General features: G+C 71.5%; 25 protein-coding genes. 14 read left to right on the forward strand and 11 right to left on the reverse strand.

All coding sequences use genetic code 11. The annotated features are described in order from the left end of the window. The 8 genes from P8A18_RS20425 to P8A18_RS20460 form a co-directional block, all read right to left on the reverse strand. Positions 1 to 1563 carry an FAD-dependent monooxygenase gene (locus P8A18_RS20425; protein WP_306056461.1) on the reverse strand — a complete coding sequence of 521 codons (1563 nt, stop codon included), beginning with the start codon at positions 1561 to 1563 and terminating at the stop codon, positions 1 to 3. A 65-nt stretch (positions 1564 to 1628) separates the two neighbouring features. Beyond that, positions 1629 to 2606: an EamA family transporter RarD gene (gene rarD, locus P8A18_RS20430; RefSeq protein ID WP_306056463.1), complete on the reverse strand. Its 978-nt coding sequence runs from the start codon at positions 2604 to 2606 to the stop codon at positions 1629 to 1631. A gap of 126 nt (positions 2607 to 2732) precedes the next feature. Continuing rightward, on the reverse strand, positions 2733 to 3599 hold the full coding sequence (locus P8A18_RS20435; protein WP_306056465.1) for an SDR family oxidoreductase: 867 nt from the start codon (positions 3597 to 3599) through the stop codon (positions 2733 to 2735). Positions 3600 to 3752: 153 nt separating this feature from the next. After that, positions 3753 to 4811: a 2-oxoacid:ferredoxin oxidoreductase subunit beta gene (locus P8A18_RS20440; protein WP_306056466.1), complete on the reverse strand. Its 1059-nt coding sequence runs from the start codon at positions 4809 to 4811 to the stop codon at positions 3753 to 3755. Beyond that, positions 4804 to 6756, reverse strand: coding sequence for a 2-oxoacid:acceptor oxidoreductase subunit alpha (locus P8A18_RS20445; protein WP_306056468.1), 1953 nt, complete (start codon positions 6754 to 6756; stop codon positions 4804 to 4806). Before P8A18_RS20445 ends, P8A18_RS20440 begins: the two co-directional genes overlap by 8 nt. A 271-nt stretch (positions 6757 to 7027) precedes the next feature. Beyond that, positions 7028 to 7687: a response regulator AbrC3 gene (locus tag P8A18_RS20450; protein ID WP_306061034.1), complete on the reverse strand. Its 660-nt coding sequence runs from the start codon at positions 7685 to 7687 to the stop codon at positions 7028 to 7030. Between the two features lie 172 nt (positions 7688 to 7859). Then, the gene (locus tag P8A18_RS20455) at positions 7860 to 9215 is read right to left on the reverse strand and encodes a sensor histidine kinase AbrC2 (RefSeq protein WP_306056470.1); all 1356 of its coding nucleotides are present in this window, start codon (positions 9213 to 9215) and stop codon (positions 7860 to 7862) included. 175 nt (positions 9216 to 9390) lie between these two features. Continuing rightward, positions 9391 to 10593 (reverse strand): sensor histidine kinase AbrC1, encoded by a 1203-nt coding sequence (locus tag P8A18_RS20460; protein ID WP_306056472.1) that lies wholly within the window; start codon positions 10591 to 10593, stop codon positions 9391 to 9393. Between the two features lie 225 nt (positions 10594 to 10818). On the opposite strand from P8A18_RS20460, the gene P8A18_RS20465 reads away from it, so the two are divergent. The 14 genes from P8A18_RS20465 to P8A18_RS20530 all read left to right on the forward strand — a co-directional run bounded on the left by P8A18_RS20465 (position 10819) and on the right by P8A18_RS20530 (position 23365). Continuing rightward, complete coding sequence (locus P8A18_RS20465; protein ID WP_306061036.1) at positions 10819 to 11253, forward strand: NADH-quinone oxidoreductase subunit A; 435 nt, start codon at positions 10819 to 10821, stop codon at positions 11251 to 11253. Then, the gene (locus tag P8A18_RS20470) at positions 11244 to 11885 is read left to right on the forward strand and encodes an NADH-quinone oxidoreductase subunit B (protein WP_306056474.1); all 642 of its coding nucleotides are present in this window, start codon (positions 11244 to 11246) and stop codon (positions 11883 to 11885) included. The genes P8A18_RS20465 and P8A18_RS20470 overlap by 10 nt, the downstream gene beginning before the upstream one ends. After that, a complete protein-coding gene (locus tag P8A18_RS20475) occupies positions 11882 to 13288 on the forward strand; it encodes an NADH-quinone oxidoreductase subunit C (protein WP_306056478.1) in 1407 nt (468 codons plus the stop codon). Before P8A18_RS20470 ends, P8A18_RS20475 begins: the two co-directional genes overlap by 4 nt. Then, positions 13285 to 14253, forward strand: coding sequence for a complex I subunit 1/NuoH family protein (locus P8A18_RS20480; protein WP_306056480.1), 969 nt, complete (start codon positions 13285 to 13287; stop codon positions 14251 to 14253). The genes P8A18_RS20475 and P8A18_RS20480 overlap by 4 nt, the downstream gene beginning before the upstream one ends. Further along, complete coding sequence (locus P8A18_RS20485) at positions 14253 to 14846, forward strand: NuoI/complex I 23 kDa subunit family protein (RefSeq protein WP_306056482.1); 594 nt, start codon at positions 14253 to 14255, stop codon at positions 14844 to 14846. Before P8A18_RS20480 ends, P8A18_RS20485 begins: the two co-directional genes overlap by 1 nt. Then, a complete protein-coding gene (locus tag P8A18_RS20490; protein WP_306056484.1) occupies positions 14843 to 15442 on the forward strand; it encodes an NADH-quinone oxidoreductase subunit J family protein in 600 nt (199 codons plus the stop codon). Before P8A18_RS20485 ends, P8A18_RS20490 begins: the two co-directional genes overlap by 4 nt. After that, the gene (gene nuoK, locus P8A18_RS20495; RefSeq protein WP_018550686.1) at positions 15442 to 15867 is read left to right on the forward strand and encodes an NADH-quinone oxidoreductase subunit NuoK; all 426 of its coding nucleotides are present in this window, start codon (positions 15442 to 15444) and stop codon (positions 15865 to 15867) included. The genes P8A18_RS20490 and nuoK overlap by 1 nt, the downstream gene beginning before the upstream one ends. Further along, a complete protein-coding gene (locus P8A18_RS20500) occupies positions 15864 to 17864 on the forward strand; it encodes an NADH-quinone oxidoreductase subunit 5 family protein (RefSeq protein WP_306056485.1) in 2001 nt (666 codons plus the stop codon). Before nuoK ends, P8A18_RS20500 begins: the two co-directional genes overlap by 4 nt. A gap of 27 nt (positions 17865 to 17891) precedes the next feature. Next, entirely contained in the window at positions 17892 to 19442 is a 1551-nt protein-coding gene (locus P8A18_RS20505) for a complex I subunit 4 family protein (protein WP_306061038.1), read from the forward strand. Continuing rightward, positions 19439 to 20971, forward strand: coding sequence for an NADH-quinone oxidoreductase subunit N (locus P8A18_RS20510; RefSeq protein WP_306056487.1), 1533 nt, complete (start codon positions 19439 to 19441; stop codon positions 20969 to 20971). The genes P8A18_RS20505 and P8A18_RS20510 overlap by 4 nt, the downstream gene beginning before the upstream one ends. Before the next feature lie 119 nt (positions 20972 to 21090). Continuing rightward, entirely contained in the window at positions 21091 to 21555 is a 465-nt protein-coding gene (gene mscL, locus P8A18_RS20515) for a large conductance mechanosensitive channel protein MscL (RefSeq protein WP_306056488.1), read from the forward strand. 193 nt (positions 21556 to 21748) lie between these two features. Further along, the gene (htpX, locus tag P8A18_RS20520) at positions 21749 to 22612 is read left to right on the forward strand and encodes a zinc metalloprotease HtpX (protein ID WP_306056490.1); all 864 of its coding nucleotides are present in this window, start codon (positions 21749 to 21751) and stop codon (positions 22610 to 22612) included. Beyond that, positions 22609 to 23001, forward strand: a complete 393-nt coding sequence (locus P8A18_RS20525) for a YccF domain-containing protein (protein WP_306056492.1) — start codon at positions 22609 to 22611, stop codon at positions 22999 to 23001. The genes htpX and P8A18_RS20525 overlap by 4 nt, the downstream gene beginning before the upstream one ends. 91 nt (positions 23002 to 23092) lie before the next feature. Beyond that, on the forward strand, positions 23093 to 23365 hold the full coding sequence (locus tag P8A18_RS20530) for a GlsB/YeaQ/YmgE family stress response membrane protein (RefSeq protein WP_306056493.1): 273 nt from the start codon (positions 23093 to 23095) through the stop codon (positions 23363 to 23365). 6 nt (positions 23366 to 23371) lie between these two features. Here P8A18_RS20530 and P8A18_RS20535 read toward each other — a convergent pair whose 3' ends face one another. The 3 genes from P8A18_RS20535 to P8A18_RS20545 form a co-directional block, all read right to left on the reverse strand. After that, positions 23372 to 24034 (reverse strand): alpha-ketoglutarate-dependent dioxygenase AlkB family protein, encoded by a 663-nt coding sequence (locus P8A18_RS20535; protein ID WP_306056495.1) that lies wholly within the window; start codon positions 24032 to 24034, stop codon positions 23372 to 23374. Continuing rightward, on the reverse strand, positions 24034 to 24540 hold the full coding sequence (locus P8A18_RS20540; protein WP_306056497.1) for a methylated-DNA--[protein]-cysteine S-methyltransferase: 507 nt from the start codon (positions 24538 to 24540) through the stop codon (positions 24034 to 24036). Before P8A18_RS20540 ends, P8A18_RS20535 begins: the two co-directional genes overlap by 1 nt. 146 nt (positions 24541 to 24686) lie before the next feature. Next, on the reverse strand, positions 24687 to 25175 hold the full coding sequence (locus P8A18_RS20545; protein WP_018550676.1) for a YajQ family cyclic di-GMP-binding protein: 489 nt from the start codon (positions 25173 to 25175) through the stop codon (positions 24687 to 24689). Positions 25176 to 25237: the final 62 nt, after the last annotated feature.

Genomic DNA, 25237 nt, shown 5'->3' on the forward strand with positions numbered 1-25237 from the left:
TCAGACTCGTTGCGCCACCGCACCGTTCAGATAGGCCACGATCGCCCGGCTGTCGCCGCCCGGGGCGATCAGAGCCACATGGTTGTCGGGGCGGACCAGGATCAGCAGCTCGTCGTCCGGTCCGATGCCGTACGCCGAGTGCGCGTGCCCCTCATGGTCGGCCAGGCCACCCGGGCCGCCCGCGTCCACCCCGTACGCCCGCAGGTGCCCGCCGTGGGCCTCGGTCGCCTCGGCGAGCGCCCGCGCCGTGCCCGCACCGAAGCCGAGCAGGGTGAAGTGCGGTCCGGCGAAGGCCTCGAAGAGGCGGAGCGGGGCGCCGGTGGCCGCGTCGCGGCAGGGCGCGTCGGGGGCGCGGTCGCCCGCCCGGAGGCGGGGCGTGGCGAGCGGGGAGGCGGCGAGCGAGCTCCAGCGGTAGCCGCCGCCCAGGCCGTTGGTGCCGGGGCCGACCGCCGAGTCGAGCCCGCCGCCCGGCTTCTTGATCGCTTCGAGCGTGGCCCGCAGCCGTTCCGCGCTGATGTCCAGGACCTCGGCGGCGACGGGCAGCCGCTCCTCCTCGTAGGTGTCGAGCAGGGCGGGGCCCGCGAGCCCGGAGGCGACCCGGGCGAGCTTCCAGCCCAGGTTGTACGCGTCCTGGATGCCGGTGTTCATGCCCAGGCCGCCCGCGATCGAGTGGACGTGCGCCGCGTCCCCGGCGAGCAGGACCCGGCCCGCCCGGTAGCGCGCGGCCAGCCGTTCGTTGACCCGGTACGTGGAGAGCAGGGCCGCCCGTGAGAGCCGGTCGCCCGGCAGGCCGGTGTGCTTGGCGAAGAGGCGGCGGAAGCCGGCGAGCGACGGGGGTACGGGGGCGCCCGACGCGTCGGTCTCGGGGCCGGCCTGGAACCACCAGCCCGACCGGGTGCCGGGGATCGGGCAGAGCATCACCGCGCCGTCCTCGTCGAACCACTGGTGCCAGAACCCCCGGTCGAGCCCTTCGATCTCGACGTCCCCGCACACCATCTGCTGCGTCTCGTCCGTCTTCCCCTCGAACGGGATGCCGAGGAGCTTGCGCACCGCGCTGTGGCCGCCGTCGCACCCGGCCACGTACGACGCCTCGATCCGCGCGCCGTCGGCCAGGGTGGCGGTCACGGACGCCTCGCCCTCGGCCAGCGCCACCAGCTCGGAGCCGAGTTCGACGCGCACGCCGTACTCCGCGAGGCGGGCCCGCAGCACCTCCTCCAGCTGCCACTGGGCGATCATCAGGGGGCGGTCGTAGGGCGCGTCCGGGGTCGGCCGCAGGCCTGCGAACGGCTCGGCGTCGGCGATCACGGCCCCGCCCCGGTACTTGCGCATCGGCAGCGGCGCGGCCCCCGCGGCCAGTACCGCGTCGACGACCCCGAGGTCCTCCAGGACCTCCAGGGAGCGCGGGTTGGGGCCCTTGGCGCGCGAGCTGCGGGGGAAGTCCGCGGACTTCTCGATGATCCGTACGCCGACGCCCCGGCGGGCGAGATCGATGGCCAGGGTCAGTCCGGTCGGGCCTGAGCCGACGACGAGGACGGGGGCCGAGGAAGGGGTGGAGTCGGGCATGCGTGCTCCTGGGGTCGGTCGGTGCCGTGAAACCCAAGGGAAACGCAACTGAGTTAAAAAAGCAACTAGGTTGCGGTAGTGCTGGTCTCTGTCCGGTCCGGGCCGGCGGGTGCGGCCGTCGCCGCCGCGGCCAGCCGCGCCGCCTGCGCCCGCGCCCTCGTGCGCCGAGCCGTCCGCAGCGCGTCCCAGGTCAGTACGGTGAGCGCCACCCACACCAGCGCGAACCCGGCCCACCGCTCCGGCGGCATCTCCTCGTGGAAGTAGGCGATCCCCAGCAGGAACTGGAAGACCGGGGTCAGATACTGGAGCAGCCCGATCGTCGAGAGCGGTACGCGGATCGCGGCGGCCCCGAACAGGATCAGCGGCACCGCCGTGACGACGCCGGTCGACGCGAGCAGCGCCGTGTGCCCGGCGCCCTCGGAGGTGAGGGTCGACGTGCCCCGGGCGCCCAGCCACAGCAGGAATCCGAGCGCGGGCAGGAAGAGCACGGCGGTCTCGACGGTGAGCGATTCGAGACCGCCCATGTCGACCTTCTTCTTGACCAGGCCGTACGTCGCGAACGAGAACGCCAGGCCCAGCGAGATCCACGGCGGCTTGCCGTAGCCGACCGCCAGCACGAGGACCGACGCGACACCGGTGCCGACCGCGGCCCACTGTGCCGGGCGCAGCCGTTCGCCCAGGAGTAGGACGCCCATGGCGATGGTGACCAGCGGATTGATGAAGTAGCCGAGCGACGCCTCGACCACATGGCCGCTGTTGACGGCCCAGATGTACAGGCCCCAGTTGATGGTGATCACCAGGGCCGCGACGGTGAGCAGCCCCAGCTTGCGCGGCTGCCGCAGCAGCGGGCCGATCCAGGACCAGCGGCGCAGTACGAGCAGCAGGATCGCCACCACACCCAGCGACCACACCATGCGGTGGGCCAGGATCTCGACCGCGCCGGTCGGCTTCAGCAGCGGCCAGTACAGCGGGACGACTCCCCACATGCCGTACGCGGCGAACCCGGACAGGAGCCCGGCCCGTTGGTCATTCGTCCCCTTCACGGGCCCCTCCTGGCGGATGTCTGCCGTACGACCGTCGACCAGATGAAGGTAACGCCGACGGGACCCGGTGTCATACCCGTATCGTCAGACGGTCATGACACCGGGCCCCGCCCGTGCGGACGCGGCCTACAGCGCGGCGACCGCGGCGGCGAGGGTGTCGGCCAGCGGGGTCGTCGGGCGGCCGATCAGGCGGGCCAGATCGCCGCTGGTGCCGGCCAGCCGCCCGCGCCGGACCGCCTCGTCCACGTCGACCAGGATCGCCGCGAAGGCCTCCGGCACCCCGGCGCCGGTCAGGATCTCCTGGTGCACGGCGGCCGGGACGTCGTTGTGGGCGATCTCCTTGCCGGTGGCCTTCGCGACCTGCGCCGCGTATTCGGCGTACGACCAGGCGGTGTCCCCGCTCAGCTCGTACGCGCGGTTCAGGTGGCCCTCGCCGGTCAGGACGGCGGCGGCCGCGGCCGCGTAGTCGTCGCGGGTGGCGGAGGCGATCCGGCCCTCGCCCGCGTTGGCGACGACCGCGCCGTGCGCGAGGACGGGAGCCAGGTTCTCGGTGAGGTTCTCCGTGTACCAGCCGTTGCGCAGGAACGTGTACGGCAGGCCGGAGTCGAGGATCAGCTGCTCGGTCGCCCGGTGCTCGTCGGCCAGCACGAAGTCCGCGTCGGGCCCGCCGAGGATGCCGGTGTACGCCAGCTGGGCCACGCCCGCCGCCTTCGCCGCCTCGATGACCGCGGTGTGCTGGGCGATCCGGCTGCCGACCGCGTTGCCGGAGATGAGGAGCACCCGGTCGCCGGGCCGGAACGCCCCGGCCAGCGTCTCGGGCCTGTCGTAGTCGGCGATGCGCAGCTCGACGCCCCGGGCGGCCTGGCCGGCGGCCTTCTCCTTGTCGCGCACGACGGCGGCGATGTCGCCCGCCGGGACGGCTTCGGTGGTCAGCAGGTGCTCGACGACGAGGCGGCCGAGTGCTCCGGTGGCTCCGGTGACGACGATGCTCATGGGGGTATCTCCTCTTTGTTCGCTTCTCTCTCACACCACCCTACGGAATGCGCTAACTAAAAGAAAGCGTAACGGGGTGCGGGAACGAAGAAGCGCGCCGGACCCGCCCCTCACGGGCGGAACCGGCGCGCTCCCGCGTGCCAGGGCCGGCGGTCAGCCGACCACCGTCCAGTTGTCGTTGCCCGCGAGCAGCGCGGCCAGGTCGCCCTTGCCGTCCCGCTCCACGGCCGCGTCCAGCTGCTCGGCCATCTTCGTGTCGTACACCGGCCGCTCCACGCTGCGCAGCACCCCGATCGGAGTGTGGTGCAGGGTGTCCGTGTCGGCGAGCCGCGACAGGGCGAACGCCGTCGTCGGGCTCGGGGCGTGGGCGTCGTGGACGAGGATCTGCGACTTGTTCTCCTCGGTGACCGCGACCACGTTCAGATCACCGGTCAGCGAGTCCCGTACGACCCCCTTGGCCCCGTCGGCGCCGAAGACGATCGGCTGCCCGTGCTCCAGGCGGATCACCGCCTCCTGGGCCTGCTCCTTGTCCTTCAGGACCTCGAACGCGCCGTCGTTGAAGATGTTGCAGTTCTGGTAGATCTCCACCAGCGCCGTGCCCGGGTGGTCGGCGGCGGCGCGCAGCACGCTCGTGAGGTGCTTGCGGTCGGAGTCGATCGTGCGGGCGACGAACGACGCCTCCGCGCCGATCGCCAGGGACACCGGGTTGAACGGGGCGTCCAGCGAGCCCATCGGCGTCGACTTGGTGATCTTGCCCAGCTCGGAGGTGGGGGAGTACTGGCCCTTGGTCAGCCCGTAGATCCTGTTGTTGAACAGCAGGATCTTCAGGTTCACATTGCGGCGCAGCGCGTGGATCAGGTGGTTGCCGCCGATGGACAGCGCGTCGCCGTCCCCGGTGACCACCCAGACCGACAGGTCCCGCCGCGAGGTGGCCAGACCCGTGGCGATGGAGGGGGCGCGGCCGTGGATCGAGTGCATCCCGTAGGTGTTCATGTAGTACGGGAAACGGGAGGAGCAGCCGATGCCGGAGATGAAGACGATGTTCTCCTTCGCCAGACCGAGGTCGGGCATGAAGCCCTGCACGGCGGCGAGAACCGCGTAGTCACCGCACCCGGGGCACCAGCGCACTTCCTGGTCGGACTTGAAGTCCTTCATGGACTGCTTCGCCTCGGCCTTGGGCACCAGCTGGAGCAGTTCGTTCGTCTCAGGCATCGATGGCCTCCTCAAGAGCTGTCGCCAGCTGCTCGGCCTTGAACGGCATACCGTTGACCTGGTTGTAACTGTGCGCGTCCACCAGGTACTTGGCGCGGATCAGCGTGGCCAGCTGACCGAGGTTCATCTCGGGGACGACCACCTTGTCGTAACGCTTCAGGACCTCGCCGAGATTCCGCGGGAACGGGTTGATGTGGCGCAGATGGGCCTGGGCGATGGGGCGTCCGGCGGCGCGCAGCCGGCGCACGGCCGCGGTGATGGGTCCGTACGTCGAACCCCAGCCCAGCACGAGGGTCTTCGCCTCCGCGGGGTCATCGACCTCCACGTCCGGGACCTCGATGCCGTCCACCTTGGCCTGGCGGGTACGGACCATGAAGTCGTGGTTGGCGGGGTCGTACGAGATGTTGCCCGTGCCGTCCTGCTTCTCGATGCCGCCGATGCGGTGTTCGAGACCGGGCGTGCCGGGGACGGCCCAGGGGCGGGCGAGCGTCTGCGGGTCGCGCTTGTACGGCCAGAACACCTCGGTGCCGTCGGCCAGTTCGTGGTTCGGGCCGCCCGCGAACTGGACGCGCAGGTCCGGGAGCTGGTCCAGCTCCGGGATGCGCCAGGGCTCGGAGCCGTTGGCGAGGTAGCCGTCGGAGAGCAGGAAGACCGGGGTGCGGTAGGTCAGGGCGATCCGGGCCGCGTCCAGGGCCGCGTCGAAGCAGTCCGCCGGGGTCATCGGCGCCACGATCGGCACCGGGGCCTCGCCGTTTCGCCCGTACATCGCCTGGAGCAGGTCGGCCTGCTCGGTCTTGGTGGGCAGTCCGGTGGACGGGCCGCCGCGCTGGATGTCGATGATGAGGAGCGGCAGCTCCAGGGAGACCGCGAGGCCGATGGTCTCCGACTTCAGGGCGACCCCGGGCCCGGACGTGGTCGTCACGGCGAGCGACCCGCCGAAGGCGGCGCCCAGTGCGGCGCCGATGCCCGCGATCTCGTCCTCGGCCTGGAAGGTGCGTACGCCGAAGTTCTTGTGCCGGCTCAGCTCGTGCAGGATGTCGGAGGCCGGGGTGATCGGGTACGAACCGAGGTACACCGGCAGGTCGGCCTGCCGGCCCGCGGCGATCAGCCCGTAGGCCAGGGCGAGGTTCCCCGAGATGTTGCGGTACGTGCCGGTGGGGAAGGCCTGCGAGGCCGGGGCGACCTCGTAACTGACGGCGAAGTCCTCGGTGGTCTCACCGAAATTCCAGCCGGCCCGGAACGCGGCCACGTTCGCCTCGGCGATCTGCGGCTTCTTCGCGAACTTGGCGCGAAGGAACGCCTCGGTGCCCTCGGTCGGGCGGTGGTACATCCAGGACAGCAGCCCCAGCGCGAACATGTTCTTGGAGCGCCCGGCCTCCTTGCGGGAGAGCTCGAACCCCTTCAGCGCCTCGATGGTGAGCGTGGTCAGCGGCACCGGATGGACGTTGTACGCCTCCAGCGAGCCGTCCTCCAGCGGGCTTGTCCCGTAGCCCACCTTCGCCATCGGCCGCTTGGTGAACTCATCGGTGTTCACGATGATTTCGGCACCGCGCGGCACATCGGCGATGTTCGCTTTCAGCGCCGCCGGGTTCATCGCCACCAGCACGTTCGGCGCGTCGCCCGGGGTCAGGATGTCGTGGTCGGCGAAGTGCAGCTGGAACGACGAAACCCCCGGCAGGGTGCCTGCGGGGGCGCGGATCTCGGCGGGAAAATTGGGCAGCGTGGAGAGGTCGTTCCCGAAGGACGCCGTCTCGGAGGTGAACCGGTCACCCGTGAGCTGCATGCCGTCACCCGAGTCACCCGCGAAGCGGATGATCACCCGGTCCAGACGGCGGACCTCCTTGCCGTTCCCCGTGGCTGCGGACTGGGGGGCACGCGGTCCCCCTACGAGCGCGTCACTGGCCTCGTCGGCCTGTTCCGCTGGGCTACTGACCTGGCTGGTCACTTACTGGACCTCCCTCGGCGCGGCGGCTCGGAACCGTCCGGCCCGCCGGAGGTCCCGAGCCCCACCCTACGTCTGTAAGGGTCGCCTTCCTCTGGCCGATCACATGATGGACGGCATTTTGAGACGCTTCATTTCAAGATGGTGAGACGTTTCCCGGCGCTGTTCCGTCATGATTCACCAGCAGCCTCGTTCCCCGTCGGACCCTCGCTGGAGACACCCGGCGACTTCAGTCTGACAGACCGTCAGGAATGGGGGAGCCCGGCCGGCCGGGTCAGGAGTTCAGATAGGTCAGTACGGCCAGCACCCGCCGGTGGTCGCCCTCGCTCGGGGCCAGCCCCAGCTTCTGGAAGATGTTGCTGACGTGCTTCTCCACCGCCCCGTCGCTCACCACCAGCTGCTTGGCCACCGCCGAGTTCGTACGCCCCTCCGCCATCAGCCCCAGCACCTCGCGCTCGCGCGGCGTCAGCCCCGCCAGCACATCCTGCTTGCGGCTGCGGCCCAGCAGCTGCGCCACCACCTCGGGGTCCAGCGCCGTACCGCCCTGGGCCACCCGGACCACCGCGTCCACGAACTCCCGCACCTCGGCGACCCGGTCCTTCAGCAGATACCCCACACCCCGGCTGGACCCGGCCAGCAGCTCGGTGGCGTACTGCTCCTCCACGTACTGCGAAAGGACCAGCACCCCGATCCCCGGGTAGTCCCTGCGCAGCCGCACCGCCGCCCGCACACCCTCGTCGGTGTGGGTCGGCGGCATCCTGACGTCCGCGACCACCACATCGGGCAGCGCGCCCTGCCCGGCGAGGTCGCCGATCGTCTTGATCAGCGCCTCCGCGTCCCCCACCCCCGCGACGACGTCGTGCCCGAGATCGGTCAGCAGCCGGGTCAGTCCCTCCCGGAGCAGTACCGAATCCTCGGCGATGACCACACGCACCCTGTCCTCCACCACGACGCTGATTCCCCCACCTGCTTGCTCGCTGTTGCGATCCGTATGCCGTCCAGCATCCCAGTAACGGCAGTGACGTCGCGAGTGCGCGCGGGGTTGACCGCGCCCCGGGGGAGGCTCCCCCCGGGGCGGTACGGCCGACGAGCGGCGAAATCTCCGGTCAGCCGCGCCAGGGCAGCTCGGCGGTGACCTTGGTCGGGCCGCCCACCGGGGAGTCGACCACCAGGACACCGTCCACGGCCTCCAGCCGCTCGGTCAGCCCGGCGAGACCGCTGCCCCCCGCCAGGTCGGCGCCCCCGCGCCCGTCATCGGTGACCTGGAGCAGCAGCCGGTCCTCCGTGCGCCACACGTCGACCGAGGCGCGGGTGGCGGCGGAGTGCTTGCTGACGTTCTGGAGGAGCTCGGAGACCGTGAAGTACGCGATGCCCTCGATGGCCTGGGCGGGACGGGACGCCAGGTCGACCTCGACCGTGACGGGGACCGTGCACCGGGAGGCGACGGCGGAGAGGGCGGCGTCCAGGCCGCGGTCGGTGAGAACGGCCGGGTGGATGCCGCGGGCCAGGTCGCGCAGCTCCTGGAGGGCGACCTTGACCTCCCCGTGCGCCTCGTCGACCATCTTCGCCGCGGCCTCCGGGTCGTCGGTCAGCTTCTCCTTCGCGAGCCCCAGGTCCATGGCGAGGGCGACGAGCCGGGCCTGCGCCCCGTCGTGCAGATCGCGCTCGATGCGGCGCAGGTCGGCGGCGGCCGTGTCCACCACGACACCACGGTCCGACTCCAGCTCCGTGACGCGCTCCGCCAGCCGGGACGGGCTCAGCAGCCCGGCCACCAGCAGCCGGTCGACCGAGGCCAGCCCCCGGATCACCCACGGCGACAGCAGGACGACGCCCAGCCCCATCACGCTGGTGAGGGCCAGCTCGGCGGGCGAGTCCAGATAGACCTCGTGCGTGGCGTCCCCGTACAGCTGAATCCCCTGGACCCCGGCGTGCGAGGGGACGGCCCAGTGCCACAGCGGGTAGGTGAGGGCCGCCCAGCCCCAGGACCACAGCGTCAGCGAGACGCAGAACGCGAAGACCGCCCACGGGAAGTGCAGCAGCGAGTAGAGCAGGTGGCGCCAGGACACCCCGCTCTTCAGGACCGCCCCGACCCAGGACATCAGCCCGCCGGTCCGGCCGCGCACCGGCGCCGGGTCGGCCACGTCCAGCCCCAGCAGGGCCCGCGCCCGGGTCCGCTCCAGCATCCCGAAGCCCCGGCACATGACCAGGCCGGCCGCCAGGACCGGAATCCCCAGGAAGGTGACGAGCAGCCCCGCGCCCAGCGAGACCATGGTGATCGAGAAGGCGAAGAGCACGATGCTGATCGGCAGGCTCAGCATCAGATAGCAGAACTCGCGCCAGGTCCTGGCCTCCAAGGGGGCCCGCAGCGCGGCCGGCAGGACGCGCCGCGTCGCCGGGCGGTTGCCGGAACCGCTTCCCGACCGCTGAGGGTCCCGTGTGTCCGGTCCGTATGCCGTGGCCATGGGTTCCGTCCGTTTCTTCTGCATCCGGTGGTCTGGGGCTGTGCGTGCGTGCTGTCTGTGCGTGCGCGCTGTCTGTTCGTGCCGGCTTCTGGTTCAAGAGTGCTGGGTCGGGCGCCGGCACACCATGAGGACGGTCTCCGTCTCGGGCCGGGGGTTTTCCCCACCCCTGCGGTTCCTACGCCGCACGACCGCCGCCGGCCGCGCTCCTCCCGGTCTCCCGGTCGCGCCACGGCAGCTCGGCGGTGACGGTCGTCGGGCCGCCAACGGGGGAGTCCAGGACGAAGACCCCGTCGACCGCGTCCAGCCGCTCCGCGAGCCCCGCCATCCCCGTACCGCCGTCCATCGAGGCCCCGCCGCGCCCGTCGTCGCCGACCTGGAGCAGCAGCCGGTCGCCCGTGCGCCACACGTCGACCGAGGCGCGGGTGGCGGCGGAGTGCTTGCTGACGTTCTGGAGGAGCTCGGAGACCGTGAAGTACGCGATGCCCTCGATGGCCTGCGCCGGACGCCCCGGCAGGTCCACCCGCACGGTGACCGGGACGGTGCACCGGGAGGCGATGGCGGAGAGGGCGGCGTCCAGGCCGCGGTCGGTGAGGACGGCCGGGTGGATGCCGCGGGCCAGGTCGCGCAGCTCCTGGAGGGCGACCTTGACCTCGCCGTGCGCCTCGTCGACCATGCGGGCCGCCGCCTCCGGGTCGTCGGTCAGCTTCTCCTTGGCCAGACCGAGACCCATGGCGAGGGCGACGAGCCGGGCCTGCGCCCCGTCGTGCAGATCGCGCTCGATGCGGCGCAGGTCGGCGGCGGCCGTGTCGACCACCACACCCCGGTCCGATTCGAGTTCGGCGATGCGGCGTTCCAGGTCGTCGGAGGGGGAGAGCAGACCGCGCACCATGGCCCGGTCCGCGTTGGCCATGAGCCGCGACGTATAGGGGAGCGCCGGCCACAGGACGAGGCACAGCAGCGTCACCACGAAGGTGAGGATGCCCCACGGCAGCCGTACGAACGAGTACAGCGCCGACCGCCAGGCCACCGGGTCCATCAGGCTCGACCACAGCCAGGCGAAGAACCCCTCGTCCCGGCGGCCCAGGGCCGCCGGACTCGGCTCGTCGACCCGGACCCCCAGCAGCTTCCGCGCCCGTTTCCGCTCGGCCCGCCCGATGAGCCGGGAACCCTGGAGCCCGGCGGCGAGCAGCGGCAGACCGACGACGGTGACCGCGAGGCCCACACCGATGGCGATCATCAACACTGTGTAAACAAAACCGACGACCGCCATCGGAAAGTTGCTGAGGAGGTGCGCGACCTCCTTCCACGTCCACCGGCCGAAGGCGAAGCGGACAGGAGGCGGCCCGTCGTTGGAGGGCACCTGGGGGCTCATGGTCATACGACCAGCCTGCCGGGCGGGGCCTGTGGATGCCATGGGGCTCGTGGGTGAGGGCGAAGTAGGGATATCCCCACCGTGTCCCGCCCAACCCCGTCAGTTGCCCGACGCAACTGCTTACCCGTCCTTTACAGGGCCTAGACTCCCGTGCGTACAGATCGTCGAACGGTTAGAGGGAGCGAGGGGGCGGACGTGGCCGACGTGACGGACCTTCCGGGCGCGGCATACCTGCCGGGCCCGTCGGAACTTCCGGACGTGGCGCACCCGCCGGGACCGGCGCCCGCCGTGCTCGCCTCGGACTACTTCCACAGCTACTCGGTCGTCGGACTGCTCGCCGTCGTCGGCGTCCTGTTCGTCGCGGTCGCCTTCGGGGCCGGCCGGCTGCTGCGCCCCGTGGTCCCGACGCCGGAGAAGCTCCTCACCTACGAGTGCGGCGTCGACCCCGTGGGGGAGGGCTGGGCACACACCCAGGTCCGCTACTACGTCTACGCCTTCCTGTACGTGATCTTCGCCGTCGACTCGATCTTCCTCTTCCCCTGGGCGACCGTCTTCGCCGCACCCGGATACGGCGCGACGACGCTCGTGGAAATGTTCATCTTCCTCGGTTTCCTGGCCGTGGGACTGCTCTACGCATGGAAGAAGGGCGTCCTCGAATGGACGTGACGAGCCCGTCGTCCGCCGAAGCGGGGGCCGAACCCGCCGCCGTACCCACGTTCCTCCCGGAACCCAAGCGCCTGGGCGTACTGTCCCGGCTCGCACCGGAGCCGATGAAGGTGGTCCTCAACTGGGGCCGCCGCTACAGCCTCTGGGTCTTCAACTTCGGACTCGCCTGCTGCGCCATCGAGTTCATCGCCGCGTCCATGGCCCGCCACGACTTCATCCGGCTGGGCGTCATCCCGTTCGCGCCCGGCCCCCGCCAGGCCGACCTCATGATCGTCTCCGGCACGGTGACGGACAAGATGGCCCCCGCGGTGAAGCGCCTGTACGAGCAGATGCCCGAGCCCAAGTACGTCATCTCCTTCGGCGCCTGCTCCAACTGCGGCGGCCCGTACTGGGACTCGTACTCGGTGACGAAGGGCGTCGACCAGATCATCCCGGTCGACGTCTACGTACCCGGCTGCCCGCCCCGGCCCGAGGCCCTGCTCCAGGGCATCCTGAAGCTCCAGGAGAAGATCGCCCGCGAGTCGCTGGGCGAGCGCTACGCGACGGCCGCGGGCGACCGCCCCTCCACGGCGGCCCTGCGCAGCGGCCTGGTGACCCCGCCGGCCGCTCCGGGGGAGGGCGAGGAGAAGTGACCGCCGAGACCTCCTTCGACCGGCTGCCGGACGACGTCACGGAACTCTTCGGCGACGACGCCACCGCGGAGCGGGCCTACGACCTGCTGACCGTCGACGTCCCGCCCGCCGCCTGGATCACCGCCCTGGAAACGGCGCGGGACGCACTCGGCTGCACCTACTTCGACTGGCTGAGCGCGGTCGACGAGCCGGGCACCGGCTTCCGCGTCTGCGTCCACGTCGCCGCGCTCCCCTCGGCGGGAACCGGCGTACGCCGGCTGCTGATCCGTACGACCGTCCCGCACGAGGCGGCCGTCCTGCCGACCGCGATCGGCGTCTACGCCGGAGCCGCCTGGCACGAGCGCGAGACCCACGAGATGTTCGGCATCGACTTCGCGGACCACCCGCACCTCGTCCCGCTGCTCCTGCCCGAGGGCTTCGAGGGCCACCCCCTGCGCAAGGACTTCGTCCTGGCCGCCCGCGTGGCGAAGGCGTGGCCGGGCGCGAAGGAGCCGGGCGAGTCGGAACACGGCGGCCCGAAGCGCCGCACGATGCTGCCCCCGGGCGTCCCCGACCCGAACGAGTGGGGCCCCCTCAAGGGCCAGCTCCCCCCGGCCCCGTCCCGCCCCGCCCGCACACCGAGGGCCGCGGGCGACCGCCCCCCGAGGCGAACCCGCACAGCGGGCGAGGCGACACCGACGACCCCGGGAACGGCGGAACAGAGCGCTGCCCCGCCGCGCCGCACCCGCACCGCGAGCGAGGCCACACCCGGCGCCCCCGCGGCCCCGCCCCGCCGCAGCCGCAGCGCATCGCAGGGCTCGGCGAGCCAGCGCGGCGCGGAGGCGCCGGCGGACACGGACGCGGCCGCCGACGCGGAGCCCACCGCGGACGGCGGCGCGACGGCGGCATCGGACGCACCGTGGCACAACGCCCGCCCGGCGTTCACGGAGGAACCGCCGGAGGGCGAGGAGTCTTCGGAGAGCGGCACCTCCAAGCCTCTCCGGCGTTCGGAGGGCGGTGCCTCCGAGCCCTCCCGGCGTTCGGAGGCCGCCACATCCCAGCCTTCGGGGAGCGGCGGCACATCCCAGCCCTCCCAGCCTTCGGAGAGCGGCGGCACATCTCAGCCCCTCCGGCGTTTGAGGAGCGGGGGTCCGGGGGCGGAGCCCCCGGTTCGGGAAGGGGCGGGTAGGGGAGAAGCCCAGCGCAGCGAACCCCCCACCACCCCCGAAGCCGCACCGGACACCGACCCCGCACCGGACACCGAAGTCGCACCGGACACCGACCCCGCACCCGACACCGACCCCGCACCGGACACCGAAGTCGCACCGGACACGGACCCCACCGCCCACGAAGCCGCGCCCAACACCACCCCCGCCCCGGACCCCACCCCCGACAACACCCCCACCGGAGGCGATCCCGAGTGAACGACGTACTGGACGTCGCCCTCCGCATCGTCATCGTCTTCGCCGTCTTCATGGTCCTCCCCCTCGTCGTCGGCCAGACCGAACACAAGGTGATGGCCCACATGCAGGGCCGCCTGGGCCCGATGTACGCGGGCGGCTTCCACGGCTGGGCCCAGCTCGTCGCGGACGGCGTGAAGTTCGCGCAGAAGGAAGACATCGTCCCGGCCGGCGCCGACCGCAAGGTCTTCCGCCTCGCGCCGGCCGTCGCGCTGCTCCCGTACCTGCTGGTGATCGTCGCGATCCCGGTCGGCCCGGGGGAGGGCGCGGTAGGCCAGGTCATCGACGCGGGCATCTTCTTCGTGCTCGCGGTGATGGGCGTCGGCGTACTCGGCTCGCTGATGGCCGGCTGGGCGTCGGCCAACAAGTTCTCCCTGCTCGGCGGCCTCCGCACCGCCGCCCAACTGCTCGCGTACGAACTGCCGATGCTGCTCGCCGCCGCCTCGGTGGCGATGGCGGCCGGCACGGTCTCGCTGCCCGGCATCCTCGACGCGTTCGAGTGGTGGTGGCTGCCGTGGCAGATCATCGGCGCGCTGGTCTTCTTCGTGGCCGGGCTCGCCGAACTCCAGCGCCCGCCCTTCGACATGCCGGTCGCCGACTCGGAGATCATCTTCGGTGCGTACACCGAGTACACCGGCCTCCGCTTCGCGCTGTTCCTGCTCGCCGAGTACGCCGGCATCGTCGTGCTGTGCGGGCTGACCACCGTCCTGTTCCTCGGCGGCTGGCACGGCCCGATGGGCGCCGACGGGCTCGGCTGGGTCTGGACGCTCCTGAAGACCGGCATCCTCGCCTTCGTCGTCATCTGGCTGCGCGTGAGCTACCCGCGCCTGCGCGAGGACCAGTTGCAGAAGCTCGCCTGGACCACACTCATTCCGCTCGCTCTCGCGCAGATCGCGCTCACCGGCATCGTGAAGGTGGCGATCATCTAGTGCCCCCGATCCCCGGCTCAGGCCTGGCCAAGGGTCTCGCCGTCACCCTGCGGACGATGACGAAGAAGACCGTCACCGCCCAGTACCCGGACGTGCAGCCCGAACTCCCGCCCCGCTCCCGGGGCGTCATCGCGCTGTTCGAGGAGAACTGCACGGTCTGCATGCTGTGCGCCCGTGAGTGCCCCGACTGGTGCATCTACATCGACTCCCACAAGGAGACCGTGCCCGCCGCGGCCCCCGGCGGGCGCGAGCGCAGCCGCAACGTGCTGGACCGCTTCGCGATCGACTTCTCGCTCTGCATGTACTGCGGCATCTGCATCGAGGTGTGCCCGTTCGACGCGCTGTTCTGGTCGCCGGAGTTCGAGTACGCGGAGACGGACATCCTGGAACTCACCCACGAGCGCGACAAGCTCCGCGAGTGGATGTGGACCGTTCCGGAGCCGCCCGCGCTCGACCCGCGCGCCGAGGAACCGAAGGAGATCGCCGCCGCCCGCAAGACGGCCGACAAGCTCCGCGCCCAGCGGGAGCAGGAAGCCGCGCAGGAGCAGGAAGCCCAGCAGGAGCAGGAAGCCGCGCAGGAGGCCCAGGAGTGATCACCGCCCCCGCCCTCGCCGCGGCCACCGGCCACCACCCCGGCTTCCTCTCCCCGACCGGGGTCGAGATCGCCTTCGTCCTCGTCGGCATCGCCACCCTCGGCGCGGCCCTGGTGACCGTCACGACCAGGCAGCTGGTGCACGCCGCCCTCTGGCTGATCGTGGCGCTCGGCGGCCTCGCCGTCGAATACCTCCTGCTCACCGCCGAGTTCATCGCCTGGGTGCAGGTACTGATCTACGTGGGTTCCGTCGTCGTCCTCCTCCTGTTCGGCCTGATGCTCACCCGGGCCCCCATCGGCCGCTCCCCGGACGCCGATTCGGAGAACCGCCGGGCCGCCCTCGCGGTGGCCGTCGCCGCCGCCGGCACCCTCGTCTGGGTCGTCGTGGACGCCTTCCGCACCACCTGGATCGAGCTGGACGGGCCCGCCCAGGGCTCCACCGAGGCCACCGGCTCCTTCCTCTTCCGGAACTGGGTGCTCCCCTTCGAAGCACTCTCCGTCCTGCTGCTCGCCGCCCTGGTCGGCGCGATCGTCCTGTCCCGCAAGGGCCGCGCGAGCACCAACCCGGCCGGCCCGCACCGAGAGGACAAGAGCTGATGCACCTCGCCTATCCCGCCGTGCTCGCCGCCCTCCTCTTCTGCACCGGGCTGTACGGAGTCCTCGCCCGCCGCAACGCGATCCTCGTCCTGATGTCCGTCGAGCTGATGCTCAACGCCGTCAACCTCAACCTGGTCGCCTTCGACGTCTGGCTCCGCGACACCCTGCACTCCGGCCAGGCCCTCACCCTCTTCACCATCGCCATCGCGGCGGCGGAGATCGGCATCGGCCTGGCGATCGTCCTCGCCGTGTACCGCAACCGCGGCACCTCCGACATCGACCGCCTCCGCGACACCGCCGAGACCGACGAGGCCGAAACGGTCCCGGCCGGCGACGACGAGGGCGACGACCCCACGGGCACCGCCCCCGAAGACCAGGCCACTGCTGCGGCAGGGAAGGCAAAGAAGGCAGAGGCCACCGCGTGACCACCACGACCCTCGCCGTCCTCGTCCCCCTCCTCCCGTTCCTCGGAGCCGCGGCCGGCCTCCTCACCGGCCGCACCGCCCCCGGCTACGTCCGGCCGCTCGCCGTCCTGCCCTCCCTCGCCTCCCTCGTCCTCGCGGCCGTCGTCGCGGCACGCCAGGGCGGCGGCCGGGCCATCGACGCCGCGACCCAGCTCACCCCCACCGGCTCCGTCCCGATCGACCTCGCGCTGCACCTCGACGGCTTCGCCGTCCTCGTCGCCGTGCTGGTCGCCCTCGTCGCGAGCTGCGTGCAGATCTACTCGACCGCCTACCTGCGCGACGACCCCCGCTACCCCTCGTACGCGGCCCTCGTCTCCCTCTTCACCTCCGCGATGCTGCTCGTCGTCTACTCCGGCGACCTGATGGTGCTCCTGGTCGGCTGGGAGATCATGGGCATCTGCTCCTACTTCCTGGTCGGCCACTACTGGGAGACGCCCGAGGCCCGCGCCGCCTCCCTCAAGGCGTTCCTGGTCACCAAGCTCGGCGACGTCCCCTTCCTCATCGGCCTGTTCGCCCTCGCCGCCGACACCGGCACCTTCCGCATCACCGGCATCCTGGGCGCCGTCGCCCACGACGGCCTCGATCACCCCACCCTCATCGCGCTCCTCCTGCTCGCCGGGGTCGCCGGCAAGTCCGCGCAGTTCCCCCTGCACACCTGGCTGCCCGACGCCATGGCCGGCCCCACCCCCGTCTCCGCCCTGATCCACGCGGCGACGATGGTCGCCGCCGGCATCTACTTCGTGGCCCGGCTCCTCCCCGTCTTCGCGGCATCCGGCGCCGCCCTCGTCGTCCTCGCCGTGATGGCGGCCGTCACGATGATCGGCTCCGGGCTCGCCGCGCTCGCCCAGGACGACATCAAGCGCGTCCTCGCCTACTCGACCATCGGCCAGCTCGGCTACATGTCCGGCGCCCTGGCCGTCGGCGACCGCGGGGCCGCCGTCTTCCACCTCGTCTCGCACGGTGCGTTCAAAGCCGTCCTCTTCCTCGCGGCGGGCGTCGTCATCCACGCCGCCGGCACCAACTCACTGGCCGCCATGTCCCGGATGAGCGGCCTGGCCCGCCGCATCCCCGACGCCTACTGGACGATGACCGTCGCCCTGCTCGCCCTGGCCGCCATCCCCCCGTTCGCCGGCTTCTTCTCCAAGGAAGCCGTCCTCGTCGCCGCCGAGCACACCGCCCTCGGCGACCGGCACGTCGCCCCGGCCGCCGCCGGCTGGACGGTCCTCGTCGCCGGGCTCCTGGCCGCCGTGCTCACCGCCGCCTACGCCACCCGGCTCTGGCTCCTGGCCTTCCGGGGCCGGGGCGCCGAGGCCCCCGACCACGGCAGGCAGCCCGTCGCCATGACCGCCGTCCTGTGGGTGCTGGCCATCCCCACCATCGGGCTCGGGCTGACCGTCGGCGTGATCGGCGACTGGTTCGACGGCCACCGCCTCACCCCGTCCCTGACCACCGCCGTGCTCTCCACCGGCGTCGGCCTCGTCGGCGGCATCGTCACCTACGGGGCCTGGCGCCACACCACGGCACTCGCCGCCCGCGTCCCCATGGGCTCGGTCGTCGCCCACCCCGACGCGGAACCCGCCCTGGTCGAGATCGAGGCCATCGAGGCCCGTACCGCCGCCTACGGCACGGCCGGTGACGCCCCCGACCCCGCCGACCCCGGCCGCCTGCTGCTCGGCCCCCTCCACCGCCACGCGGCCACCGGCTTCCACCTGGACGCCCTGTACGCGGCGCTGTTCGTCCGGCCCGTCCAGGCGGCGGCACGCCTCGTCCGCTTCCTGGACCGCGAGGTCGTCGACACCTACGTACGCGGCTCCGCCCTCGGCGCACGCCGGCTCGGCACCGCCGTCCGCCGCGCACAGACCGGCAACGTGCAGACCTACGTCAGCGCACTGCTCGCCGGTTCCCTGGTCCTGGCGGTCGCCGCCGTCGTCTTCGCCAACGTCAACGCGGGGTCCTGAGCCGTGATCGATATCAGCGCGTCCGTGATGCAGTTCCTTCTGGCGTTCGTCGTCGTCGCCCCGCTCATCGGCGCCGTCGCGGCCCTGCTCCCGGCCCCGCCCGGACTGAAGGGCCGCGGCCCCGACCAGGCCGTGCTCCGCCACGGTGTGACCGTCACCGGGGTCATCCTCCTGGCGACGCTCGTGCTGGCCGCCGGCTTCGACCACGACCACCCGTCGAAGATGCAGGCCACCACCGACATCAGCTGGATCCCGGCGCTGGATGTGCGCATCCACCTCGGCATCGACGGCATTTCGCTCCCCCTGCTCGTACTGACCGCGCTGCTGACCTTCCTCTGCGCGCTCTACAGCTACTTCAAGATGCCCTCCGGCCCCTCCCCGAAGGCCTTCGTCGCGCTGATCCTCGTCCTGGAGTCCGGCACCCTCGCCACCTTCGCCGTCCTCGACCTGATCCTGTTCTTCCTGGCGTTCGAGATGGTGCTCATCCCGATGTACTTCCTCATCGCCCGCTGGGGCGGTGCGCAGAGGCAGGCGGCCGCCTGGAAGTTCATCCTCTACACACTGCTCGGCTCGGTCGTCATGCTGCTGGGCCTGCTCCTCATCGGACTGAAGAGCGGCACCTTCGACATGGTGGCACTCGCCACTGACAACGGCCGGGGTCTCACCTCGTCCGTGCAGGTCATCGCGGTTCTCGCGATCGGTGTCGGTCTCGCGGTGAAGACCCCGATGTGGCCGCTGCACAGCTGGCTGCCCGACGCCCACACCGCCGCCCCGACGGTCGGCTCCGTCCTCCTCGCGGGCGTCCTGCTGAAGATGGGCACGTACGGGTTCGTCCGGATCCTGCTCCCGGTCGCCCCCGACGGCATGCACACCTTCGCCCCGTACCTCGCCGCCTTCGCCGTCGCCGGCATCATCTACGGGTCGCTCGCCTGCCTGGCGCTGGCCCGCCCCGGCGCCAAGGGCGACCTGAAGCGGCTCATCGCCTACTCCTCCGTCGGCCACATGGGCTTCGTCCTCCTCGGCATCGCGAGCATGACCCCCACCGGGGTCAACGGCGCGCTCTTCGCCAACATCGCCCACGGACTCATCACCGGCCTGCTGTTCTTCCTGGTCGGCGCGGTCAAGGACCGGTACGGCACCGCCGACCTCGACACCCTCGCCGGGGCCACGGGCGCCGCGCTCTACGGCCGCGCGCCCCGCCTCGGCGGCCTCCTCGCGTTCGCCGCGATCGCCTCGCTCGGCCTGCCCGGACTCGCCGGCTTCTGGGGCGAGATGCTCGCCCTGTTCGGCGCGTTCGACCCCGCCGAAGGGCTCAGCAGGCCCGCCTTCCTGACGTTCATGTCGATCGCCGCGTTCGGCACCCTGCTCACCGCCGCGTACCTCCTGATCGTGGTCCGCCGCGTCTGCATGGGCGCCACGCGCGAGGAACCGCAGCCGATCGCCGACGTGCAGAGCTACGAATTCGCCGCCTGGACCCCCCTCGCGGCCCTCACCGTCCTCGCCGGCCTCTGGCCCGCCGTCCTCCTCGGCCTCACCGACCCGGCCGTGCAGAAGCTCCTCGCAGGAGGCAAGTCGTGATCACGGCATCCGAAAACGCCTCCGGCGTGGCAAGCCTCGTCCAGTCCGTCGACTGGCTCGCCCTCGCGCCCCCCGTCGCCGTCGCGGCCGTCGCCGTCGTCATCCTGGTCGCCGACCTCTTCGTCCCCGAGGCCCGCAAACCGCTCCTCGGCCACGGAGCCGTCGCCGGTCTCGTCGCCGGGCTCGCCCTGATCATCCCGCTCCACGAAGGCGACCGCTCCACCTTCTGCCTCACCACCGGCAGCCACGCGTGCAGCTACACCGCCGACCACTTCACCCTGGTCATCCAGGCCCTCGTCCTCGGCGGCGCCCTGCTCACCGCACTGCTCTCCATCGGCGACACCCGCAAGCTCCCGGCCGGCGAATACTGGTTCCTGCTGCTGTCGTCCGCCGCGGGCGCCGCGCTCCTGCCCGCCGCCCGTGACCTGGCCACCCTCGTCATCGCCCTCGAAGTCGCCTCGCTGCCCGCGTTCGCCCTCGTCGGCATCAAGCGCGGCGACCGGCGCTCCTCCGAGGCCGCGCTGAAGTTCTTCCTGTCCTCCGTGACCGCGACCGCCGTGATGCTCCTCGGCGTCAGCTTCGTCTACGCGGCCACCGGCACCCTCCACCTCACCGACCTCGCCGGCGCGCTCGACGACGTACCCGGCCGGCTCTCCACGCTCGCCGGGGCGGGCGTCGCCCTGACCCTGGTCGGCTTCGCCTTCAAGACGGCCGCCGCGCCCTTCCACTTCTGGGTCCCCGACACCTACGTCGGCGCCCCCCTCCCGATCGCCGCCTACCTCTCGGTCGTCGGCAAGGCGGTCGGCTTCACCGGCCTCATCCTCGTCACCGTCATCGCCTTCCCGGCGTACGCGGACGTCTGGGGCCCCGCCCTCGCCGTACTCGCCGCGCTCACCATGACCGTCGGCAACGTCGCCGCGCTGCGCCAGAGCGCCACCCGCGCCCGCAGCGCCGTACGCCTGCTCGCCTGGTCCTCCGTCGCCCAGGCCGGCTACCTCCTGGTGCCGATCGCCGCCGCCGCGTACGCCGGGGACCGCCGGATCGGGTCCACCGTCGCATACGCCCTGATGTACGCCGTCGTGAACCTCGGCGCGTTCGCGGTCGCCGCCCTCGTCGCCCGTACCCACCCCGGCAACCGCCTCGCCGACTACCGCGCGCTGTACGCGACCCGGCCGCTCGCCGCCCTCGCGCTGGCCTTCTTCCTGCTCTGCCTGGCCGGGCTGCCGCCGGGCATCATCGGCCTCTTCGCCAAGGTCACGGTCTTCTCCGCGGCCGTCGACGCCGGACTGGGCTGGCTCGCCGTCGTCATGGCCGTCAACGTGGTCATCGCGCTCTACTACTACCTCCAGTGGACCGCCGCCCTGTTCCGCGCACCCGAGGCGGACAGCACGCACCAGCCGGCGCCCGCTGCCCGGCACCGCACCCCGGCAACCCTCACCGCCGCGATCGTCCTCACCGCCGTCGCCGGCATCGTCCTGTCGGGCGCCCCGCAGACCGTGCTCAGATTCGCCGCCGTCAATCTGTTCTGACGGCCGTCACCCGGCCCCAAGATCAAGATCGGTTTGCCCTCGGCACCCCCCACAGGGCAGGGTCATGCCCGCGCGTGGGCGCGTACCACCTTTCACATCACCACAGAGGAGCCACAGCAGTGCTGAGCGGGTTCAAGGAATTCATCCTGCGCGGGAACGTCATCTCCATGGCGGTCGGTCTCGCCGTCGGAGCCGCCTTCACCGCGGTCGTCACCGGGTTCAGCAACGCCTTCATCGTCCCGCTGATCGGCGTCATCACGCGCGGAACCGGCGACTTCAGCAAGGCCGAGTTCGAGCTCGACGGCGTGAACTTCCCGTACGGCCTCTTCATCAGCGCCGCCATCGCCTTCCTCATCACCGCCTCGGTCCTCTACTTCTGCGTCGTCGTGCCCATGTCCAAGGTGCAGGACCGGTTCACCGCCAAGAAGGACCAGGAAGCGATCGACATCAAGGCCGCCCTGCGCGACTGCCCCCGCTGCTACACCGAGATCCCCGCCATCGCCTCCCGCTGCCCCCACTGCACCAGCGAGGTCGAGCCCGACCCGGAGGCCGTCGAGCTCGCGAAGCTCCCCGCCCAGCGCTGAGCGCGCCGCGCCCCCACCCGTACGGACCAGCGCGTCCTCGGGCGCTCGCGCCGGGGACGGCCGGGGCCGCCCGCCCCCGCGCACAAGGGAACTAGCTCACTTCGCCTCGCGTTGACCGGTACGGGAGGCTCCACTGGGGAGTGGAGCCCCACCCAGCAAGGGTTCCCCTGCTGCACGACTTGGAGGGCGTACCGTGCACCGCCGGCACAACGGGCTGAGAACCGCCGTACTCCTCGGGGGCCTGTCCGCACTCATCATTCTCATCGGCAGCTTCTTCGGCCGTACGGGCCTGATCGTCGCGCTCCTGATAGCCGTCGGCACCAACGCCTACGCCTACTGGAACAGCGACAAGCTGGCGCTGCGGGCCATGCGCGCCCGCCCGGTGAGCGAGTTCGAGGCGCCGCAGCTCTACCGCATCGTCCGCGAGCTCTCCACCTCCGCGCGCCGGCCCATGCCCCGGCTCTACATCTCCCCGACCCAGGCACCCAACGCCTTCGCGACCGGCCGCAACCCGCGCAACGCCGCGGTCTGCTGCACCGAGGGCATCCTCCAGCTCCTGGACGAGCGGGAGCTGCGCGGCGTCCTGGGACACGAGCTCAGCCATGTCCACAACCGCGACATCCTCATCTCGTCCGTCGCCGGCGCGCTCGCCTCCGTCGTGATGTTCCTGGTCAACTTCGCCTGGCTGGTTCCGGTCGGCCGGTCCAACGACGACGAGGGCCCCGGCATCCTCGGCATGCTGCTGATCATGATCCTGGGCCCGCTCGCAGCCTCCGTGATCCAACTGGCCGTCAGCCGCTCCCGGGAGTACGAGGCGGACGCCTCGGGCGCCCGGCTCACCGGCGACCCGCTGGCCCTGGCCGACGCCCTGCGGAAGCTGGAGACCGGCACCCAGCAGCTCCCGCTGCCCCCGGAGCCGCGGATCGAGACCGCGAGCCACATGATGATCGCGAACCCGTTCCGCGCCGGGCAGGGCATGTCCAAGATGTTCTCGACCCATCCGCCGATGGCGGAGCGCATCGCCCGACTCGAACAAATGGCAGGTCCTCGCCCGTGAAAACCATTCTGAACGTCATCTGGCTGATCCTGTGCGGCTTCTGGATGTTCCTCGGCTATCTGCTCGCGGGACTCCTGCTCTGCGTCACGATCATCGGCATCCCGTTCGGTCTGGCCGCCTTCCGGATCGGCGTCTACGCCCTGTGGCCCTTCGGCTACCGGGTCGTCGACCGCCGGGACGCGGGCGGCCCGTCCTGCGTCGGCAACGTCCTCTGGCTGATTCTCGCCGGCTGGTGGCTGGCGCTCGGCCACATCACCACCGGCATCGCCCTGTGCATCACGATCATCGGCATCCCCCTGGGCATCGCCAACTTCAAGCTGATCCCGGTGTCCCTGATGCCCTTCGGCAAGGAGATCGTCAGGACCGACGAACAGTTCGCGGGCTGGTAGACGCGACAACGCCGAGGGCCGTGCCGTGCAACCACCCGCCCGTCGCGGGCGTCTTGGATTCCAAGACCGAGTGACGGGTAGGTTCGCACGCATGACCATTATCGGCTGGATCATTCTTGGGCTTGTCGCCGGCGTCATCGCCAAGGTTCTGCTGCCGGGGCGCGACCCCGGCGGCGTGTTGGGCACCACCCTCATCGGCGTCATCGGTGCCTTCCTCGGTGGCTGGATATCGTCGCGCTTCCTGGACCGCGAGATCACCAAGGACTTCTTCGACCCGGCGACCTGGATCGCGGCCATCGGCGGCTCGCTGGTCCTGCTGATCGCCTACCGGCTGCTCTTCGGCAATTCCCGCGCCCGCCGCTGACGCCTCCTACACCCGCCCCAACCCTGTCTCACGCAACGTCACATTGAGCCGGCCACCGCTCATCCCCGTACCGGGAGGGGCGGTGCCCGGCCGGACCGACGGCACCCCGTGGAACGCGCGCCGCGAAGGCCCGCCGAAGACGAACAGGTCCCCGGACGCCAGCTCCACGTCCGTGTAAGGACGCCCCCGGCCCTCCGCATGGCCGAAGCGGAAGACGCACGTGTCGCCGATGCTGAACGACACCACCGGCGCCCCGGACCGCTCCTCGTTGTCCTGGTGCATGCCCATCCGGGCCGTGCCGTCGTAGAAGTTGACCAGCGCGGCGTCCGGCGCGTACGCCTCCGCGCCGTCCCCGGGCCCGTACGCCTCCGCCACCGCCTCCCGCCCCAGCTCCACGAGCCAGTCCGGAAACGGGGCGACCCGTGCGCCGTTCACATCGTCCGCCGTACGCGAGTAGCGGTACGGCTGCCAGTGCCAGCCCAGGCACACCGTCCGCACCGACATCACCCCACCGCCCGGCAACGCCGTGTGCCGCAGCGGAACGGGCCCCCGCGCCCACTCCCTGCACGCCGTCACCAACTGCCGCTGCCGCTGCGGCGAAAGCCAGTGGGGCACATGCACGGCCCCCGGCGCGACGACCGCACGCGGCCTGGGGAACAGCCCGTCCATCAGCGCGCGGCCAGGGCGCCTTCGAGCCCCAGAAGCCGTTCCTTGCGCTCCAGCCCGCCCGCGTAGCCGCGCAGCGCCCCGTCCGCGCCGATCACCCGGTGGCACGGCCGCACGACCAGCAGCGGATTGCGCCCGATCGCCGTGCCCACCGCCCGCACCCCGGCCCCGCTCGCGCCGACCCGCTCGGCGATCTGCCCGTACGACACCGTCCGCCCGTACGGGACGGCGTCCAGCGCGGCCCAGACCCGGCGCTGGAAATCCGTGCCCCGGCCCTCCGCGTACACCAGGTCGAAGCGCGTCCTGCGCCCCTCGAAGTACTCCCGCAGCTGGGCGGCGACCGGCGCGAACGCCGAAGGCGCGTACACCCAGCCGTCCTGGACCACCGCCGCGCCCTTCTGGCCGGGCACGGAGAGCGAGACGAGCGCGGTGCCCGCGGCCCCCGGGTCCTCTTCCCCGACCAGCAGCAGTTCACCCAGCGGGCTGTCGACCATCGCGTACATGGTCATGACGCCTCCCTCTCCTCGTCCGTACGACCGGCCGGAACGCCGGCCGTCACGGACCAGTCTGCTGCGCCCGAACCGCCACGACCGGCGGTATTCGGACATGCAGTCCGGGCGCGGAACGAGAAGCTCCGCGCCCGGACCGCGGCCGACTACCGGTAGTTCGTGAACTGAACGTCGAACTCGAAGTCCTGGGCCTTCAGCAGCGCCTGCACGGCCTGCAGGTCGTCCCGGCTCTTCGAGGTGACCCGCAGCTCGTCGCCCTGGACCTGCGCCTTGACGCCCTTCGGGCCCTCGTCGCGGATGATCTTCGCGACCTTCTTGGCGTTCTCCTGGGAGATGCCCTCCTCGATCGACGCGAAGAGCTTGTACTCCTTGCCGGACAGCTGCGGCTCACCGGCGTCCAGCGACTTCAGCGAGATCCCCCGCTTGATCAGCTTGGACTGGAAGATGTCGAGGATCGCCTTGACCCGCTCCTCGCCGTTCGCCTGCATGAGGATCTTCTCGCCGGACCAGGCGATCGAGGCGTCCGTGCCCTTGAAGTCGTAGCGCTGTGAGATCTCCTTGGCGGCCTGGTTGAGGGCGTTGTCGACCTCCTGCCGCTCGACCTTCGAGACGATGTCGAAACTGGAGTCGGCCATGACGTGTGGCTCCTTGGATCGGGGGTGCTGGAAAGGATGTGCGTACGCGGCGGCCTCGGCAC

It is taken from the genome of Streptomyces sp. Mut1 (assembly GCF_030719295.1).
Taxonomy (GTDB): Bacteria; Actinomycetota; Actinomycetes; order Streptomycetales; family Streptomycetaceae; genus Streptomyces; species Streptomyces castrisilvae.